Raw genomic sequence first — 14929 nt, 5'->3', positions numbered from 1 at the left:
CGGTCTGGTGGTGCCGGCACGCGAAAAGCTGAGGGTGGAACGACCGAGAGCAGGTGTGTGGGATTGTGCGCGGCTGTGTCTTCTTTTGTGAAGGGAGTTTCCGGAACGTTATGACGAGATCTCGAACCGGTTGAGCGAGCCCGGCAGTCGCGTGCCGAGCGGGGCCATGTCCCCGTCCGCCCCGTGCCGCGCCAGCAGATCCAGCGCGAGCCGGCCGCGCCGCACCCGCTCCTTGGCGGTGGCCAGCGTCAGATCCCGCAGGTGGTGGCCGTACGGATAGATCCCGGGCGCCTTGGAGAGACCGAACTTCAGGTACAGCGGGGCGCCGCGCCGGACCAGCTCGGCGACCTCGTACATCCGCACGTAGCCGCCGAGGTCGTCGGGAGCCTCGATGTACATGTCCATGGGCGCGGCCGAAACCCGCCGTATTTCGGTCAGGTGGTCCGGAGTCAGGTCGCTGGGCACGTTGATGGAGTCGGCGCCGAGCCGCTCGTACACCGCGTACGAGGCCGGGTTGACCGGCCCCACGAGCGCCGACAGCTTCAGCGTGGTGTCGGCGGGGATGAGGCCCGCCGTCCGCGCCCGGTGCAGCGTCCACAGCACGCCCTCGTCGGCGACGAGCAGGCACTTGACGCCCAGCTCGGTGGCGCGCACGGCGTCCTCGACGCACCCGGCGACCGCGTCGTGGCCGCGGGCGCGCAGACCCGCGCCGCCCGAGTCGGTCCGGGTGGATCCGCCGATGTCCCAGGTGCCGCGCGGGCCGGTGAACAGGCAGAGCTCGATGTCGCGTTCGGCGGTGGCCTCGACCATCTCGGTGATCTCGGCGTCGGTCAGCATCCACACGCCGCTGCCCTGGCTGATCCGGTGGATCGGCACGTCCAGCCGCGAGGACTCCTTCAGCACCACTCCCAGCGCCTCCGGCCCTTCGCAGGAGGGGATCTCGGTGCGCCAGCGGCCACCCTCCGGGAAGGAGTGCGGCGAGGCGTCGGCGGGGTCGGGGGCGGGCGCGGCCAGGCCGAGGGCGGTGAGCGCCTGCTCACCGGGCCTGCGTGCGGCGGCCTTGGCGGAAGCGTCGGTCACAAGCTGTCCTTAGTGTTCGGTATGTCGGACGAAGTTCGCGGCTTCGGGGAGGGGAAGCCGGCGGTGGAACCGGAGAGAGGAGGCCGGAGGCGGAACCGGAGAGGGAACGGGACGTGAGGCCGGAGAGGGGAGCGAGCCGCGGAGGAAGCCCGTGCGGATGGATGTACGCCGGTACGGAGACCGTCAGGTCGCCCCCGTACCGGCGTACGGCTCAGGGGTGGGCGTCAGGGACGCAGCAGCACCTTGCCGACCTTCGGGTCACCGGACCCCACCAGTTCGATGGCCTGCTGGAACTCCGTGAGGGGCAGCTCGTGCGTCACCAGCGGCCGCGGATCGAGCAGCCCGGCCGCGAAGACCCGCACCGTGTGCGCCCAGGCGTCCGGCGCGGCCCCGAAGACGGTCTGCACCTCCAACTGCCGTACGACCAGGTCGGTCGGGTCGAGTCCGTCGGCACCCGGCGCCGGGATGCCGGTCAGCACCAGCCGCCCGCCCCTGCGGAGCAGCCCGGCGGCGGTGCGGGCGGCGCCGGCGGACCCGGCGGTCTCGATGACGACGTCGAAGTCGTCCGGGAGGAGCTGGTCCCTCGTGCGGAAGTCGGTCGCGCCGTACTGCCGGGAGAGCGCCTCCCGGTCCCCGCGCGTGCCGACGACCAGCAGCTCACCCGGGGACGCGGCACGCAGGAACTGCACGGCGAACATGCCGAGCGTCCCCGTGCCGACGACCGCGACCCGCTCGCCGGGGCGGGCGTTCGCCTTGAGCGCGGCGGCGGCGATGCAGGCGGCCGGCTCCAGCAGGGCGGCGGCGGTGAGGTCGGCGCCGTCGGGCAGGACGTGCAGGAGGCGGGCGGGCAGCGTCAGCGTGGACGCCATGGCCCCCGGCTGGGTGAACCCCGTCTCCTCGTACCCCGCCGTGCACAGCGTCGTCTCGCCCGCGTGGCAGCGGTCGCAGACCTGGCAGTTGCGGAACCCCTCGCCGACGACCCCGCGCCCGACGAGCGACGCGGGCACCCCGGCGCCGACCCGCTCCACGGTCCCGGACCACTCGTGCCCGGGGGTGAGCGGGTAACGCACGTATCCCTCGGGCCGGTTGCCCTGGTAGACCTCGCGGTCGCTGCCGCAGATCCCGGCCGCGTGCACCCTCACCAGCGCCTCGCCGGGGCCGGGCTCACGCGGCTCGTGCGGCACGAGCCGGTGCTCGCCCGGCGCCTCGATGACGACCGCGCCGCTCACGCCCCGGTCCCCTTGGGCTTGCGCTGCTCCCAGCCCTCGGCCCACAGGTCGAACCGCGCCTGCTGCTGCGGGAACTCGGCCGCCGCGTCGGTGTCCAGCTCGACGCCGAGGCCGGGCGCGTCGGACAGGTGGAAGCAGCCGTCCTCCGGGTCCACCTGCGGCGCGCCCTTCACGACCTTCTTGATCTCCGCGTCCGCGAAGTCGTTGAAGTGCTCCAGGATCTTGAAGTTCGGGGAGGTGAAGCCGACCTGGAGGCTGGCGGCGGTGAGGACCGGCCCGCCCACGTTGTGCGGCGCCACGAGCGTGTAGTGGGTCTCGGCGGTGGCGGCGAGCTTCCGGGTCTCCCAGATGCCGCCGATGTGGCCGACGTCGGGCTGGATGATGTCCACCGACTGGTCCTCGAACAGCTCGCGGAACTCGATCCGGTCGTGGATGCGCTCACCGGTGGCGACCGGGATGTCGACCTTCTCGGCGACCTTCCGCAGCGCCTTGAGGTTCTCCGGCGGGACCGGCTCCTCCAGCCAGGCCGGCTTGAAGGGCGCGAGTTCGCGCGCGAGCCGGACGGCGGTGGAGGGCGAGAACCGGCCGTGCATCTCCAGCATCAGCTCGGCGTCCGGCCCGATCGCGTCCCGCACGGCCTCGATCAGCGACACGGCGTAGTTCGTCTGCTGCTGGTCCAGCTCGAAGTGCCCGGTGCCGAACGGGTCGATCTTCAGCGCCCGGTACCCGCGCTCCATGACGCCCTGCGCTGCCTTGTGGTACGCCTCCGGCGTCCGCTCGGTCGTGTACCACCCGTTGGCGTACGCCTTCACCTTGTCGGTGACCTTGCCGCCCAGCAGCTGCCAGACCGGGACGCCGAGGGCCTTGCCCTTGATGTCCCAGCAGGCCATCTCGACCACGGCGATGCCGGACATCACGATCTCGCCGGCGCGGCCGTAGTCGCCGTACTTCATCCGGCGGACCAGGTCCTCGACAGCGAACGGGTCGGAGCCGAGAATGTGGTTGGCCTCGGCCTCCTTCAGATAGCCGAGGAGTGCGTCGGTGTGCCCCAGCATCCGGGTCTCGCCGACTCCGGTGATGCCCTCGTCGGTGTGCACCTGGACGTATGTCAGGTTGCGCCACGGCGTCCCGACCACGTGTGTGCTGATTCCGGTGATGCGCACGGCGGCTGCCCTTCGCTGTGTTCGATATTTCGTCACTCGTTCGAAATGCTGGCGTGACAGTAAGGAGGGCGCGGTCGGGGTGTCAATGGGTCGGACACATAAGGGTTTCGGCAGTTTCGAAAGTACGGGCGGAGCGGGCCCGGCCGCTTCCCCACACAACCTTCACAGGCGCCTCTAGGAACGCGGCCGTCGCGGAACTTACCCTTCCCGCGTCATGGACTACTGCCACCCGTGCCGACGGCACCTCAATGGCGCCCTCGCCTGCCCGGGGTGCGGCGCGCCGGTCGAAGAACTCCGCGTGTCCGGCGTCTGCACGGCGGAGAGCGAGGAGAGCCCGAGGCGGGCGGCCGGGGAGGCGGACGCCGCCGGCGGGGCGCCCGGCGATGCCTCCCGCGGCGGGCGGGCCGCCCGTCGCGACCGCAAAGCCGCGGCACACCGCCGACGCCGCCGCCGGACCCTGTTCGTCACCGCGGGCTTCGTCCTGGCGGCCGGCGGACTGAGTCTCGCGGAACTCGGCGAGGACGCCCCGGGCTCCCGGGCGAAGCCGGCCGCCGCCGGGGGCGAGACGACGGACGGCGGGGCGACGCGTGAGGTGGGGGAGGCGGGACGGGCGGGGGAGTCCTCGGCCGTACCGGCCGACGGGACGTCGAGCACGACCACCGCCTCGGGCGCGCCGTCACCCGACGCGTCCGCCTCGACAACGGTGTCGGCGTCGGCTTCGGCCTCCCCGGGCGCGGAGGACCCGACGGGGGCGGCGGGCGAGGCCGAGACCCCGTCGGCACCCCCGGCGGCGGCACCGGAGACGTCCCCGGCCCCCGGCTCGCCGTCAACGGTCCCGGACGCCCCGCCCCCGACGACGACCCCCGCCCCGACGGCCTCGCCGGACCCGACCCCGACCGAAACGTGCGACCGGTTCCTGTGGTGGTGCACGTAGCCCCGCGGCCGGTGGGGATGTAGCCCGGCTGCCGGTGGTGCACGCAGCTCCGCGGCCGGTGCGGCGTGGCCCCGCGATCCCGGGCGTGCGCCCCCGTGAGCCGTGCCGTGCCGGGGGACCCGCCCCCTTCAGGGCGACGCCGGTCGCCGGCGAACACCGGTCCGCCCCGTCGGCCTCAGTCCCCCAGCATCCTCCGCAGCGCGTCCCGCAGGGCCACCCGTTCCTCCTCCGACAGCCCCGCGAGCGGCTCCCGCGCGAACCGCAGTGACTCCCGCAGTCCCCGTGCCACCCGCCGCCCCTCCTCCGTCGCCGCGGCCACCTTCACCCGGCGGTCGCCGGGGTCGGCGCGCCGTTCGACCAGTCCCCGGGCCTCCAGCCGGTCCACGATCCCGGTGACGTTCGACGGCTCGCACTTCAGCTTCTGCGCCAGTTTCCGCATCGGCAGCGGTTCCAGCGACAGCAGGCTGAGCAGCCTGGCCTGTGCCCCGGTCAGGGCGCGATCCGCGGCCGCCTCCTCGTAGTCGGCGTGGAAGCGGGCCACGACCTCGCCGATCAGCTCGACGACTTCCAGGGTGAGTGCGTCGGGTCGGCGGGTCGTGTCGCGTGGTGTGGCCATGGAAACCAGGGTACCCATTTGTTTGACAAGCTGAAATGTTCAGTCGCATGGTTGTTTCAGACCCTGAAGCATCTATGTTTCCCCGGAAAGGTGCCCCCATGACCGACTCCCCCGCCCTCCCCGCCGTCAACCGCGAATGGCATCTGGTCAGCCGTCCGGTCGGCTGGCCCAAGCCCGAGGACTTCGCCCTCGTCGAGGCGGAGGTCCCGGCCCCGGCTGACGGCCAGGTGCTGGTACGCAACCTGTACGTCTCCGTCGACCCCTACATGCGCGGCCGCATGAGCGCCGCCAAGTCCTACGTCGCCCCCTACGAGCTGGGCAAGCCCATGCAGGGCGGCGCGGTCGGCGAGGTCGTCGCCTCCAACGCCGAGGGCGTCGCCGTCGGCGACCACGTCCTGCACTTCTCCGGCTGGCGCGAGTACGCCGCGGTGGACGCGAAGAACGCCGTCAAGGTGGACCCGGACGCGGCGCCGCTGTCGACGTACCTGGGCGTGCTCGGCATGACCGGGCTCACCGCCTACGCCGGTCTGCTGCGCACCGCCTCCTTCAAGGAGGGCGACGCGGTGTTCGTCTCCGGCGCCGCCGGTGCCGTCGGCAGCCAGGTGGGGCAGCTCGCGAAGCTCAAGGGCGCCTCCCGGGTCATCGGCTCCGCCGGCTCGGACGAGAAGGTCAAGCTCCTGGTCGACGAGTACGGCTTCGACGCCGCCTTCAACTACAAGGAGGGCCCGGTGAGCGAGCAGCTGCGCGCCGCCGCGCCGGACGGCATCGACGTCTACTTCGACAACGTGGGCGGCGACCACCTGGAGGCCGCCATCGGCTCCCTCAACCGGGACGGCCGTATCGCCGTCTGCGGCATGATCTCCGTCTACAACAACACCGAGCCCGCCCCCGGACCGAAGAACCTCGCCCGCCTGATCCAGACCCGGGGCCGCATCGAGGGCTTCCTGGTCGGCGACCACTACGACCTCCAGCCGCAGTTCGTCCAGGAGGTCGGCCCGTGGGTCCGCTCCGGCGAGCTGAAGTACCGCGAGACGGTCGTCGAGGGCATCGAGAACAACCTGGAGGCCTTCCTCGGCGTCCTGCGCGGCGACAACACCGGCAAGATGATCGTCAAGCTCTGACCCCGTACGGGTGGAGCGGCCTTCACTGAGTTTCCGCCATGCGGTAGCGTCTTTCCGAAATCTGTCGTGATCGTGGGCGCGAGTCACGGCGGACCGAGGAGGAAGACAACCGCATGCCCATTCAGCAGTCCGAGGTCCTCTACACCGCCGTCGCCACCGCCGAGAACGGCCGCGACGGGCGGGTGGCCACCGATGACGGCAAGATCGACGTGGTCGTGAACCCGCCCAAGGAGATGGGCGGCAACGGCGCCGGCACCAACCCGGAGCAGCTGTTCGCCGCCGGGTACAGCGCCTGCTTCCAGGGTGCGCTCGGTGTCGTGGCCCGGCAGGAGGGCGCCGACGTCTCCGGTTCGACCGTCACCGCGAAGGTCGGCATAGGCAAGAACGACGACGGGTTCGGCATCATCGTCGAGATCTCCGCCGAGATCCCGGCGGTGGACGCCGCCACCGCGCGGTCGCTGGTGGAGAAGGCCCATCAGGTCTGCCCGTACTCCAAGGCGACCCGCGGCAACATCACCGTGACGCTCGTCTGACCGGCCCGGTCCCGTGCGGGGCGGTACCCACACCCTGGGCGCCGCCCCGTGCGCCGCCGCCCGTACGACCGGTGCCTCCCGGCCCCCGCCGACCGGTGGCGCCGGGCCGAGCGGGTACGACTCGATCACGGCGGGGGAGCGCCGTTGCCGACCGGTAGAGTTCTGCCCATGCGTGATCTTGGGGCGGGATTCGGCCAACTCCTGAAGGGCCAGCGCTGGGTGGCCCGGCACGGCAAGAGCTACGGCTTCGGGCTCCTCCCGGGCCTGATCACACTGGTCCTGTACGCGGCGGCGCTGGTCGCGCTGGCGCTGTGGGGCACGGACTTCGTCGCCTGGGCGACCCCCTTCGCCGACGACTGGTCGAGCCCCTGGCTCGGACTCTTCCGCGGGTTGCTCACCGCCGTCCTGTTCGCGCTCTCCCTGCTCCTGGCCGTCCTCACCTTCACCGCGGTCACGCTGCTGGTCGGCCAGCCCTTCTACGAGAGCCTCTCCGAGCGGGTCGACCGCGACGTCTCCCCGGACGGCACCGCTCCCGAGTCGGACCTGCCGCTCATGCGCGAGCTGTGGATCTCGGGCTGCGACAGCCTCCGGATCCTCGTCCGCGCCGCCGTCTGGGGCGTACTGCTCTTCGCCCTCGGTCTCATCCCGGTCGTCGGCCAGACGGTCGTGCCGGTGATCGGCTTCGTCGTCACCGGTTTCTTCCTCACGGAGGAACTGACCGCCGTCGCCCTCCAGCGCCGCGGGGTCGAGCTGCGCGACCGCCTCGCCCTCCTGCGCTCGCGCAGGATGCTGGTCTGGGGCTTCGGCACCCCGCTGGGCGTGGCCTTCCTGGTGCCGTTCGTCGCCGTGTTCCTGATGCCGGGCGCGGTCGCCGGCGCCACGCTCCTCGCCCGCGAACTGCTGGGCGAGGAGACCCGTGACGGCGCCGGCGACCGGCCCGACGGCGGGTCGGCCGGCCCGGCCGTCAGCTCCGGTCCGGCCCCGGCGCACTGACCGCCACGGCCACGATCGCCCGCACCTGCGCCACGATGTCCAGCCGGTTCCGCACGAACGCGGGGTCGGTGACGGTCCCGGTGGCCGGATCGGTGTTCCCGGTCCCGAACTGCAGCACCGGCGTGTGGACGTGCCCGCCCGGCAGCGTGGTGTCGAGCCCGAGCCGGTCCCGCAGCAGGGTCGCCCGGTAGGCGATCTCGTTGGAGAGGTAGTCCCCGCCGCCCCCCGCGCGAGCCGTCGAACCGGGCGTGGGCCCGTCCGGCCGTACCACCGGCTCGGTGCCACCCGCCGGGATCTCGGTCACGCTCGTGTTGTCGTACACGGGGAAGCGGCCGGTGTCCGCGGCCGCGATCGCCTCGTACGGGAGTGTGGTCGTCGTCCACTGCGGCTGCGAGGCCGGGTCGGCGACGGGCACCGTCTCCGTGCGGGACACGTTCTCGTTGTCGGCGAAACCGCCCCGCCAGGCACCGTTGGTCCGCTCCACGTCGAACCGGCCGACCCGGCCCTGGCTCACGGTCGTGAACGCGTCCACCTCCGGCAGGTACGGCCGCAGCGCCCGCTCCACCGCGCCCTGCGCGAAGTCCTGCCAGCGCACCGGGAACACGGCCGTCTCCACCCGAGCGGGCCCGTCCGGCGTGTCGATCACCGTGCCGTCCAGGGCGAGCGCGGCGGCGCCGGACGGATTGGAGATCCGGATGTCGCGGTCCAGGGTGAACGGGTCGAAACCGGTGAGCAGGACCCGCTTCAGGCCCTTGCCGTGCCGGTCGGCCCCGGTGTGCGGCAGGCGGATGTCGCTCTGGCCGCGCGAGGCGCGCTCCAGCTCCCCCAGCAGCGCGGCCCGCTGTCGGTCCGTCAGCCGGAACCCCGGCTCCCAGACGCGCAGTTCCCGCGTCATCCCGAGCCGCGCCCAGTACAGCGGCCGGTCGTCGTCCCGGCTGATGTCCCCGCGGGCCGGCCCGCGCCCCTGCGCCCGGTCCACGGCCCGCCGCCACAGTGCCGAGCCCTCCCGCGCGACGACACGGCGGGCCTCGCGGTAGGAGTCCGCCCGCCCGAGCCCGCGGGCGAACCCCGGCGCCACCGCGGCGAAACCGGACCGTCGCAGGATCTCCTGGGGTACGTCACCGTCGAGCCGCCGCTCCTCGGCGGTCGGTGCGGGCGCGGGCCGGGGTGCGGGTGCGGCGGCCGGGTGCGCCGCCGTGGCCGTCGCCGGGACCGCGAGCCCCGCCACCAGGGCCAGTCCGAGTACGCCGATCCGAACGCGTGTGTGTGCCAAGGGAGTCCAGGTCCTTCCGTCGCCGTGGGGTGCCCGTCGGACGGCGGCAGTATCGCGTGACGGAAGGGGCGTGCGCCATGGCGCGTGGCCTCGTGGCCGCCGGGCCGGCGAGGCGGCACCGCGACACGCGGCGACCGGCTGGTGGGCGTTTGTGAAGGGTTGGTACGGACTTCGGACCGGACGCCCGATCGCCGGCCCCGGGACCACCACGGCGGTTACCGTCTGGGCAGGAACGCCCTTCGACGGGCGTACCCCCCACGAACAGCCCCGGCCCGGGACCTGACATCCGGGCCGGGGCTCAGTAACGCGTCGAGCACGGGTGGGTACCGAGTACGCCCCCCGCCTACCGCGCCGAGAAGCCGTACACCGTCTCCGAGCGGAACACCTCGCCCGGCCGCAGCACCGTGCTCGGGAACTCCGGCCGGTTCGGGGAGTCGGGGAAGTGCTGCGTCTCCAGCGCGATGCCGTCCCCGGGCGCGAACGGCTCACCCAGGTGGTCGGCGGTGTACAGCTGGAGCCCGGGCTCGGTCGTCGCCACCGTGAGCACGCGTCCCGACGCCGGGTCGTACAGCTCGGCGACCTCCTCGGCGGTGCCGGTCACCCCCTTGTCGAGGACGAAGTTGTGGTCGTAGCCGGTGCCGACCTTCCGCGCCTGCCGGAAGTCGAAGCGCGTGCCCGCGACGTCCTCCAGGGCGCCCGTCGGGATCAGGTCGGCGTCGACCGGCGTGATCCGGGAGGCGGCGAGCCGCAGTTCGTGGCCGCCCGCGTGCCCGGCTCCCGCCCCGCCCAGGTGGAAGTAGCTGTGGTTCGTCGGGTTCAGCACGGTCGGCGCGTCCGTGACCGCCTCGTACGCGATCCGCAGCGCGCCCGACTCCTCCAGCGTGTACGTCGCCGACAGCTCCAGCCGGCCCGGGAAGCCCTCCTCGCCGTGCGCGCCGACCCGGCTCAGCCGGACAGCGTGCGCGCCGTCCCCGACGGGCTCCACGTCCCACACGCGCTTGTCGAAGCCGCGCTCGCCGCCGTGCAGCGAGTTCGGCCCGTTGTTCCGCGCCAGCGCGTACGTCCGCCCGTCCAGCGCAAAACGGCCGCCGGCGATCCGGTTGGCGTACCGTCCGACGAGCGCGCCGAAGTAGGGCTCCGGGTGGGCCACGTAGCCGTCCAGGTCGGCGAACCCCAGCACCACGTCGGCGGTGTTGCCGTCCCGGTCCGGGACCTCGGCCGACTGCACGATCCCGCCGTACGACAGGACCCGTACCCGTACGCCGGCCCGCTCCAGGGTCCAGCGGTGGACGGGAGTGCCGTCGGAAAGTGTGCCGAAGAGTTCGTTCATGTGCGGAACTCTAGGACACTCCAGGTCAGCGCCGGTCGGCACCGGTCGACACCGGCCAGTAACCGGCCGGCCCCGGTCAGGGCTGCTCGGCGGTGACGGCGCGGTACGCGATCTCGGCGAGCCGGGCCTGGCCGTCCACACTCGGGTGGAACCAGTCCCAGCGGCTCAACTGGTCGGTGCCGAACCGGAACTCGTGCACCGCGCCGTCGTCGGTGCGGCACCGCAGGTCCTTCGCGCAGACCTCCCGCAGAACCTCGTTGTAGTCCTCCACGCGCTCCCGCACGGTGTTCCGCCGCAGCTTCGCCGCCGAGTCCATGGAGTCCGCGTCGCCCAGCATCGACGGGCAGATGCCCAGCTTCCACACCTGCTTGCCCAGCGGGTTGGTGCGCCCCTCGGACCACAGCCGCTTCAGGTCCGGGATGCTCGCCACGTACACCTGCGCCTTGGGCAGGCTCCTGCGCAGGGCGGCCATGGCCTCCTCGAACTGGGTCCGGAAGTCGGGCACCGGGGTCATCGCCGAGGCCGTCTCCCGGCAGGCGTCGTTCGCCCCGACCATCACCGTCACCAGTTCGGGCCTGCGTGCCACCGCCCGGGCCACCTGCCCGGTCAGGTCGGCCATCCGGGCCCCGGTGACCGCGTAGTTCCAGCTCCGCTCGGCCGCCCGGGTCTTCCCCAGCAGCCGTACGGCGAGACTGCCGACCTCGGCCCTGCTGCCGGTCGCCCACGACACCTCGGGGCAGTCCGACAGGACCATGCAGGCGTCGAAGCCGCGGGTGATGGAGTCGCCCACGGCGGCGACCGACGCCGGGGTCGTGTCCCAGACCGGGGCCGGCCTCGGCCGCTTCGACGGCGAACCGGACGGGCCGGCGGAGTCGCCGCCCACGGCGTCGCAGCCGGTCACGCCCATGACGGCGGCGGCCAGGGCGGCGAGCGCGGCGCGCGCACGGCGACGGCCGCTCCGGGTCCCCTGGCCCGTCCCCTGCCCCATACCGGTCCCACCCCTCGGCTCGTGCCTCCAACGTCCTCAACCCATGACACCGCGCGAGGGTTCCCGACGGCGGCGATGTGACGGTGCACACCCGCACAAGCGTCCTGCCGGGTGAATGACGGAGGTTTGTCGGCAGCGGGACCGACGGTACGTCACACTCCTTGCCCCGTCGCACGGTAGCCTCGCCATCAACGTGGCCCGCGCGGTCACGGCCGTTCCACCCGTTCCGAGATGTCCCGCTCAGCCCGGAGGTTCCGGTGACGACACGTGGAGTTCTGTACGTGCACTCCGCGCCGCGCGCGCTCTGCCCGCACGTCGAGTGGGCCATCGCCGGCGTGCTCGGCACGCGCGTCAGCCTGGACTGGATCCGGCAGCCCGCCGCGCCCGGCACCTGGCGCTCGGAGTTCTCCTGGCAGGGCCAGGCCGGCACCGCGTCCAAGCTCGCCTCCGCGCTGCGCGGCTGGCAGCTGCTGCGCTTCGAGGCCACCGCGGAACCGTCCGCGAACGCCGAGGGCGAGCGCTACAGCTGCACCCCCGACCTCGGCATCTTCCACGCCGTCACCGGCATCCACGGCGACATCATGATCCCCGAGGACCGGTTGCGCGCCGCCCTGGTCCGCTCCCAGCGCGGCGAGACCGACCTGGAGTCCGACGTCGCCAAGCTCCTCGGCAAGCCCTGGGACGACGAACTGGAGCCCTTCCGCCACGCGGGCGAGGGCGCCCCGGTCCGTTGGCTGCACCAGGTGGTGTGAGACCCCGTGTGGGGTGAGACCCCGTAGACGCCGTGGGCCCGCACCTGGACGTGTGAAAGGGGCCCCACCGACCGGTGGGGCCCCTTTCGGGTGGTCCGGGTGCGTGCGGGCGTCGCTCAGACCGTCCGGAACGCCAGCACCACGTTGTGCCCGCCGAAGCCGAACGAGTCGTTCAGCGCGGCGATGCGGCCCTCGACGGGCAGCTTCCGGGCCTCGCCGCGGACGATGTCCGCGGCGGCCTCGGCCTCGGGGTCGATGTTCTCGACGTTGATGGTCGGCGGCGCCACCCGGTGGTACAGGGCGAGCACGGTCGCGACGGACTCCACGCCGCCCGCGCCGCCGAGGAGGTGACCGGTCATCGACTTGGTGCCGGAGACCGCCATGTGGTCGACGTCGTCGCCGAGGACCTTGCGCAGCGCCTTCAGTTCGGCGATGTCACCGGCCGGCGTGGAGGTGGCGTGCGCGTTGACGTGCACGATCTCGGCCGGGTCCAGGTCGGTGCGGTCCAGCAGGTTCTGCAGTGCGGCCGAGATGCCGCGGCCCTCCGGCTCCGGCTGCACGATGTCGTGGCTGTCGGCGGAGATGCCCTGGCCGACCGCTTCCGCGTAGACGCGGGCACCGCGTGCCGCGGCGTGCTCGGCGGACTCCAGGACGAGAACGCCGGCGCCCTCACCGAGGACGAAGCCGTCGCGGCCCGTGTCGAAGGGGCGCGAGGCACCCTGCGGGTCGTCGTTGTTCTTGGACATCGCCATCATGTTGCCGAACGCGGCGATGGGCAGCGGGTGGATCGCCGCCTCCGTGCCACCCGCGACGACGATGTCGGCGCGGCCGGTGCGGATCATCTCGATGGCGTAGCCGATGGCCTCGGCGCCGGACGCGCAGGCGGAGACCGGCGTGTGCACGCCCGCCCGGGCGCCCACGGCCAGACCCACGTTGGCCGACGGGCCGTTCGGCATCAGCATGGGGACGGTGTGCGGGGAGACGCGGCGGACGCCCTTCTCCTTGAGCACGTCGTACTGGTCGAGCAGGGTCGTCACGCCACCGATGCCGGAGGCGATGACCGCGCCGAGCCGGTCGGGGTCGACGGCGGCGGCCGGCGTCGCGGCGTCGTCCGCCTCGGCCGGCTCGCCGGCCTTGCCGGTGAAACCGGCGTCCTTCCAGGCCTCCTGCGCCGCGATCAGCGCGAACTGGGCCGAACGGTCCAGCCGGCGGGCCTGGGGCCGCGGAATGACCTCGGAGGGGTCCACGGCGACCGGCGCGGCGATGCGGACCGCCTGGTCGGCGGCCCACTCCTGCTCCAGGGGCTTGACGCCGGACTTGCCGGCGACCAGGCCTTCCCAGGTAGAGGCTGCGTCGCCACCCAGCGGTGTGGTTGCGCCGATACCGGTGACGACCACGGTGCGATTGGTCGAGCTCACGGGAATTCTTTCTCCAACGGGATACGGATTCGTACGGCGCCACCGCCGGGTGGCGGGGCAGTCTGTCCGGTTGCCCGGGCCGTGCCCGAGCAACGGCGGATCAGGCCTGGTGGTCGAGGATGTACTTCGTCGCGTCGCCGACCGTCTTGAGGTTCTTGACGTCCTCGTCCGGGATCTTGACGTCGAAGCGCTCTTCGGCGGCGACGACGACCTCGACCATGGACAGCGAGTCGACGTCCAGGTCGTCGGTGAAGGACTTGTCCAGCTGGACGTCCTCAACCGGGATGCCGGCGATCTCGTTCACGATCTCGGCGAGACCGGCGACGATCTCTTCCTGAGTGGCGGCCATGGTGGCGCTCCTTCTTGTTGTCCAGAGGGTGTGGCGGCCCGCCGCGTCAGCGGCAGGTCTTGCTGGTCTCCGTCCCGGACCGGGTGATCCGGCACGCAGTGCCTAGGGGAGGGTAACGACCGTCGCGGCGTAGACGAGACCCGCCCCGAAGCCGATCACGAGCGCGGTGTCGCCGCTCTTGGCCTCGCCGGTCGCCAGGAGCCGCTCCATCGCGAGCGGAATCGAGGCGGCCGAGGTGTTGCCGGTGGTGCGGATGTCACGGGCGACCGTGACGTGCTCCGGCAGCTTCAGCGTCTTCACCATCGAGTCGATGATCCGCACGTTGGCCTGGTGCGGGATGAAGACGTCCAGGTCGTCCGGGCTGATCCCGGCCGCGTCCAGCGCCTGCTGGGCGACCTTCGCCATCTCGAACACGGCCCAGCGGAACACCGCCTGGCCCTCCTGCGTGATCGCAGGAAACTTGACGTTGCCCTCGCTGTCGAGGGGCAGCTCGGAGACGTCGCCGATCCTGAACCGGTCCCACGGCACCGTCTGCTTGATCGTCTCGGACTTGTCGCCCTCCGAGCCCCAGACGGTCGGGCCGATCGCGGGCTCCTGGGACGGGCCGACCACGACCGCGCCGGCGCCGTCGCCGAAGAGGAAGGCCGTGGCCCGGTCCTCCAGGTCGGTCAGGTCGGAGAGCCGTTCCACGCCGATGACGAGTACGTGCTCCGCCGAGCCCTCGACGATCATGCCCTTGGCGAGGGTCAGACCGTAGCCGAATCCCGCGCATCCCGCCGAGATGTCGAAGGCCGCGGCCTTGTCCGTGCCGAGCTTGTCGGCGATCTCGGTGGCGATGGCCGGGGTCTGGCTGAAGTGCGACACGGTCGACACGACCACGGCACCGATCTGCGAGGCGTCGATGCCGGCGTCGGCGATGGCCTTGCCGGACGCCTCGATCGACATCGCCGCGACGGTCTCCTCGGGCGACGCCCAGTGCCGCGTCTCGATGCCGGAGCGCGAACGGATCCACTCGTCCGACGAGTCGATCGTCTCGAGGATCACCTCGTTCGGCACGATCCGGGTCGGGCGGTAGCCGCCGACGCCGAGGATGCGCGCGTACGGGGCGCCCTTGCTGGGCTTGATCTTCGACATGCTTGTCGCGCTCCTT

The 14929-nt window shown here is 72.5% G+C and carries 15 protein-coding genes; 5 read left to right on the top strand and 10 right to left on the bottom strand.

Features of this window, described 5'->3' with window-relative positions:
* Positions 1-108 precede the first annotated feature (108 nt).
* The 3 genes from ACP4IX_RS06765 to ACP4IX_RS06755 form a co-directional block, all read right to left on the bottom strand.
* Positions 109-1080, bottom strand: a complete 972-nt coding sequence (locus ACP4IX_RS06765; RefSeq protein WP_426519563.1) for a hypothetical protein — start codon at positions 1078-1080, stop codon at positions 109-111.
* Positions 1081-1304: 224 nt separating this feature from the next.
* Entirely contained in the window at positions 1305-2309 is a 1005-nt protein-coding gene (locus tag ACP4IX_RS06760) for a zinc-dependent alcohol dehydrogenase (RefSeq protein ID WP_426519561.1), read from the bottom strand.
* Complete coding sequence (locus ACP4IX_RS06755; RefSeq protein WP_426519559.1) at positions 2306-3472, bottom strand: mandelate racemase/muconate lactonizing enzyme family protein; 1167 nt, start codon at positions 3470-3472, stop codon at positions 2306-2308. Before ACP4IX_RS06755 ends, ACP4IX_RS06760 begins: the two co-directional genes overlap by 4 nt.
* A gap of 214 nt (positions 3473-3686) precedes the next feature.
* Between ACP4IX_RS06755 and ACP4IX_RS06750 the strand changes: the two genes are divergently transcribed.
* The gene (locus ACP4IX_RS06750) at positions 3687-4406 is read left to right on the top strand and encodes an SCO2400 family protein (RefSeq protein ID WP_426519557.1); all 720 of its coding nucleotides are present in this window, start codon (positions 3687-3689) and stop codon (positions 4404-4406) included.
* 175 nt (positions 4407-4581) lie between these two features.
* On the opposite strand, the gene ACP4IX_RS06745 is transcribed toward ACP4IX_RS06750, so the two are convergent.
* Complete coding sequence (locus tag ACP4IX_RS06745; protein ID WP_426519555.1) at positions 4582-5022, bottom strand: MarR family winged helix-turn-helix transcriptional regulator; 441 nt, start codon at positions 5020-5022, stop codon at positions 4582-4584.
* Positions 5023-5120: 98 nt separating this feature from the next.
* On the opposite strand from ACP4IX_RS06745, the gene ACP4IX_RS06740 reads away from it, so the two are divergent.
* The 3 genes from ACP4IX_RS06740 (at position 5121) to ACP4IX_RS06730 (ending at position 7669) form a co-directional block, all read left to right on the top strand.
* Positions 5121-6143 carry an NADP-dependent oxidoreductase gene (locus ACP4IX_RS06740; RefSeq protein WP_426519553.1) on the top strand — a complete coding sequence of 341 codons (1023 nt, stop codon included), beginning with the start codon at positions 5121-5123 and terminating at the stop codon, positions 6141-6143.
* A 113-nt stretch (positions 6144-6256) separates the two neighbouring features.
* On the top strand, positions 6257-6676 hold the full coding sequence (locus ACP4IX_RS06735) for an organic hydroperoxide resistance protein (protein WP_426519551.1): 420 nt from the start codon (positions 6257-6259) through the stop codon (positions 6674-6676).
* A 168-nt stretch (positions 6677-6844) separates the two neighbouring features.
* A complete protein-coding gene (locus ACP4IX_RS06730) occupies positions 6845-7669 on the top strand; it encodes an EI24 domain-containing protein (protein ID WP_426554980.1) in 825 nt (274 codons plus the stop codon).
* Here ACP4IX_RS06730 and ACP4IX_RS06725 read toward each other — a convergent pair.
* The 3 genes from ACP4IX_RS06725 to ACP4IX_RS06715 all read right to left on the bottom strand — a co-directional run bounded on the left by ACP4IX_RS06725 (position 7641) and on the right by ACP4IX_RS06715 (position 11260).
* A complete protein-coding gene (locus ACP4IX_RS06725) occupies positions 7641-8942 on the bottom strand; it encodes a pyroglutamyl peptidase (protein ID WP_426554979.1) in 1302 nt (433 codons plus the stop codon). The two genes, ACP4IX_RS06730 and ACP4IX_RS06725, sit on opposite strands and share 29 nt — an antisense overlap.
* 343 nt (positions 8943-9285) lie before the next feature.
* On the bottom strand, positions 9286-10272 hold the full coding sequence (locus ACP4IX_RS06720) for an aldose epimerase family protein (RefSeq protein ID WP_426519545.1): 987 nt from the start codon (positions 10270-10272) through the stop codon (positions 9286-9288).
* 76 nt (positions 10273-10348) lie between these two features.
* Positions 10349-11260 carry an SGNH/GDSL hydrolase family protein gene (locus ACP4IX_RS06715; RefSeq protein ID WP_426554978.1) on the bottom strand — a complete coding sequence of 304 codons (912 nt, stop codon included), beginning with the start codon at positions 11258-11260 and terminating at the stop codon, positions 10349-10351.
* A 257-nt stretch (positions 11261-11517) separates the two neighbouring features.
* On the opposite strand from ACP4IX_RS06715, the gene ACP4IX_RS06710 reads away from it, so the two are divergent.
* Positions 11518-12012: a DUF3145 domain-containing protein gene (locus tag ACP4IX_RS06710; RefSeq protein WP_426519541.1), complete on the top strand. Its 495-nt coding sequence runs from the start codon at positions 11518-11520 to the stop codon at positions 12010-12012.
* Positions 12013-12128: 116 nt separating this feature from the next.
* Here the strand turns inward: ACP4IX_RS06710 and ACP4IX_RS06705 are convergent, their stop codons facing one another.
* The 3 genes from ACP4IX_RS06705 to ACP4IX_RS06695 all read right to left on the bottom strand — a co-directional run bounded on the left by ACP4IX_RS06705 (position 12129) and on the right by ACP4IX_RS06695 (position 14913).
* Entirely contained in the window at positions 12129-13430 is a 1302-nt protein-coding gene (locus ACP4IX_RS06705) for a beta-ketoacyl-[acyl-carrier-protein] synthase family protein (protein ID WP_426519539.1), read from the bottom strand.
* A 100-nt stretch (positions 13431-13530) separates the two neighbouring features.
* On the bottom strand, positions 13531-13779 hold the full coding sequence (locus tag ACP4IX_RS06700; protein ID WP_052842858.1) for an acyl carrier protein: 249 nt from the start codon (positions 13777-13779) through the stop codon (positions 13531-13533).
* A 102-nt stretch (positions 13780-13881) separates the two neighbouring features.
* Positions 13882-14913, bottom strand: coding sequence for a ketoacyl-ACP synthase III (locus ACP4IX_RS06695; RefSeq protein WP_426519536.1), 1032 nt, complete (start codon positions 14911-14913; stop codon positions 13882-13884).
* Between the last annotated feature and the right edge of the window lie 16 nt (positions 14914-14929).

This window comes from Streptomyces sp. WG5, assembly GCF_049974565.1.
In the GTDB taxonomy this organism is placed as follows: domain Bacteria; phylum Actinomycetota; class Actinomycetes; order Streptomycetales; family Streptomycetaceae; genus Streptomyces.
This window is presented reverse-complemented; position numbering and strand designations above follow the sequence as displayed.

Coding starts and splice junctions, on each gene's coding strand:
- ACP4IX_RS06750 (WP_426519557.1), top strand. CDS start 3,687: ATGGACTACTGCCACCCGTGCCGACGGCACCTCAATGGCGCCCTCGCC.
- ACP4IX_RS06745 (WP_426519555.1), bottom strand. CDS start 5,022: ATGGCCACACCACGCGACACGACCCGCCGACCCGACGCACTCACCCTG.
- ACP4IX_RS06740 (WP_426519553.1), top strand. CDS start 5,121: ATGACCGACTCCCCCGCCCTCCCCGCCGTCAACCGCGAATGGCATCTG.
- ACP4IX_RS06735 (WP_426519551.1), top strand. CDS start 6,257: ATGCCCATTCAGCAGTCCGAGGTCCTCTACACCGCCGTCGCCACCGCC.
- ACP4IX_RS06730 (WP_426554980.1), top strand. CDS start 6,845: ATGCGTGATCTTGGGGCGGGATTCGGCCAACTCCTGAAGGGCCAGCGC.
- ACP4IX_RS06720 (WP_426519545.1), bottom strand. CDS start 10,272: ATGAACGAACTCTTCGGCACACTTTCCGACGGCACTCCCGTCCACCGC.
- ACP4IX_RS06715 (WP_426554978.1), bottom strand. CDS start 11,260: ATGGGGCAGGGGACGGGCCAGGGGACCCGGAGCGGCCGTCGCCGTGCG.
- ACP4IX_RS06700 (WP_052842858.1), bottom strand. CDS start 13,779: ATGGCCGCCACTCAGGAAGAGATCGTCGCCGGTCTCGCCGAGATCGTG.
- ACP4IX_RS06695 (WP_426519536.1), bottom strand. CDS start 14,913: ATGTCGAAGATCAAGCCCAGCAAGGGCGCCCCGTACGCGCGCATCCTC.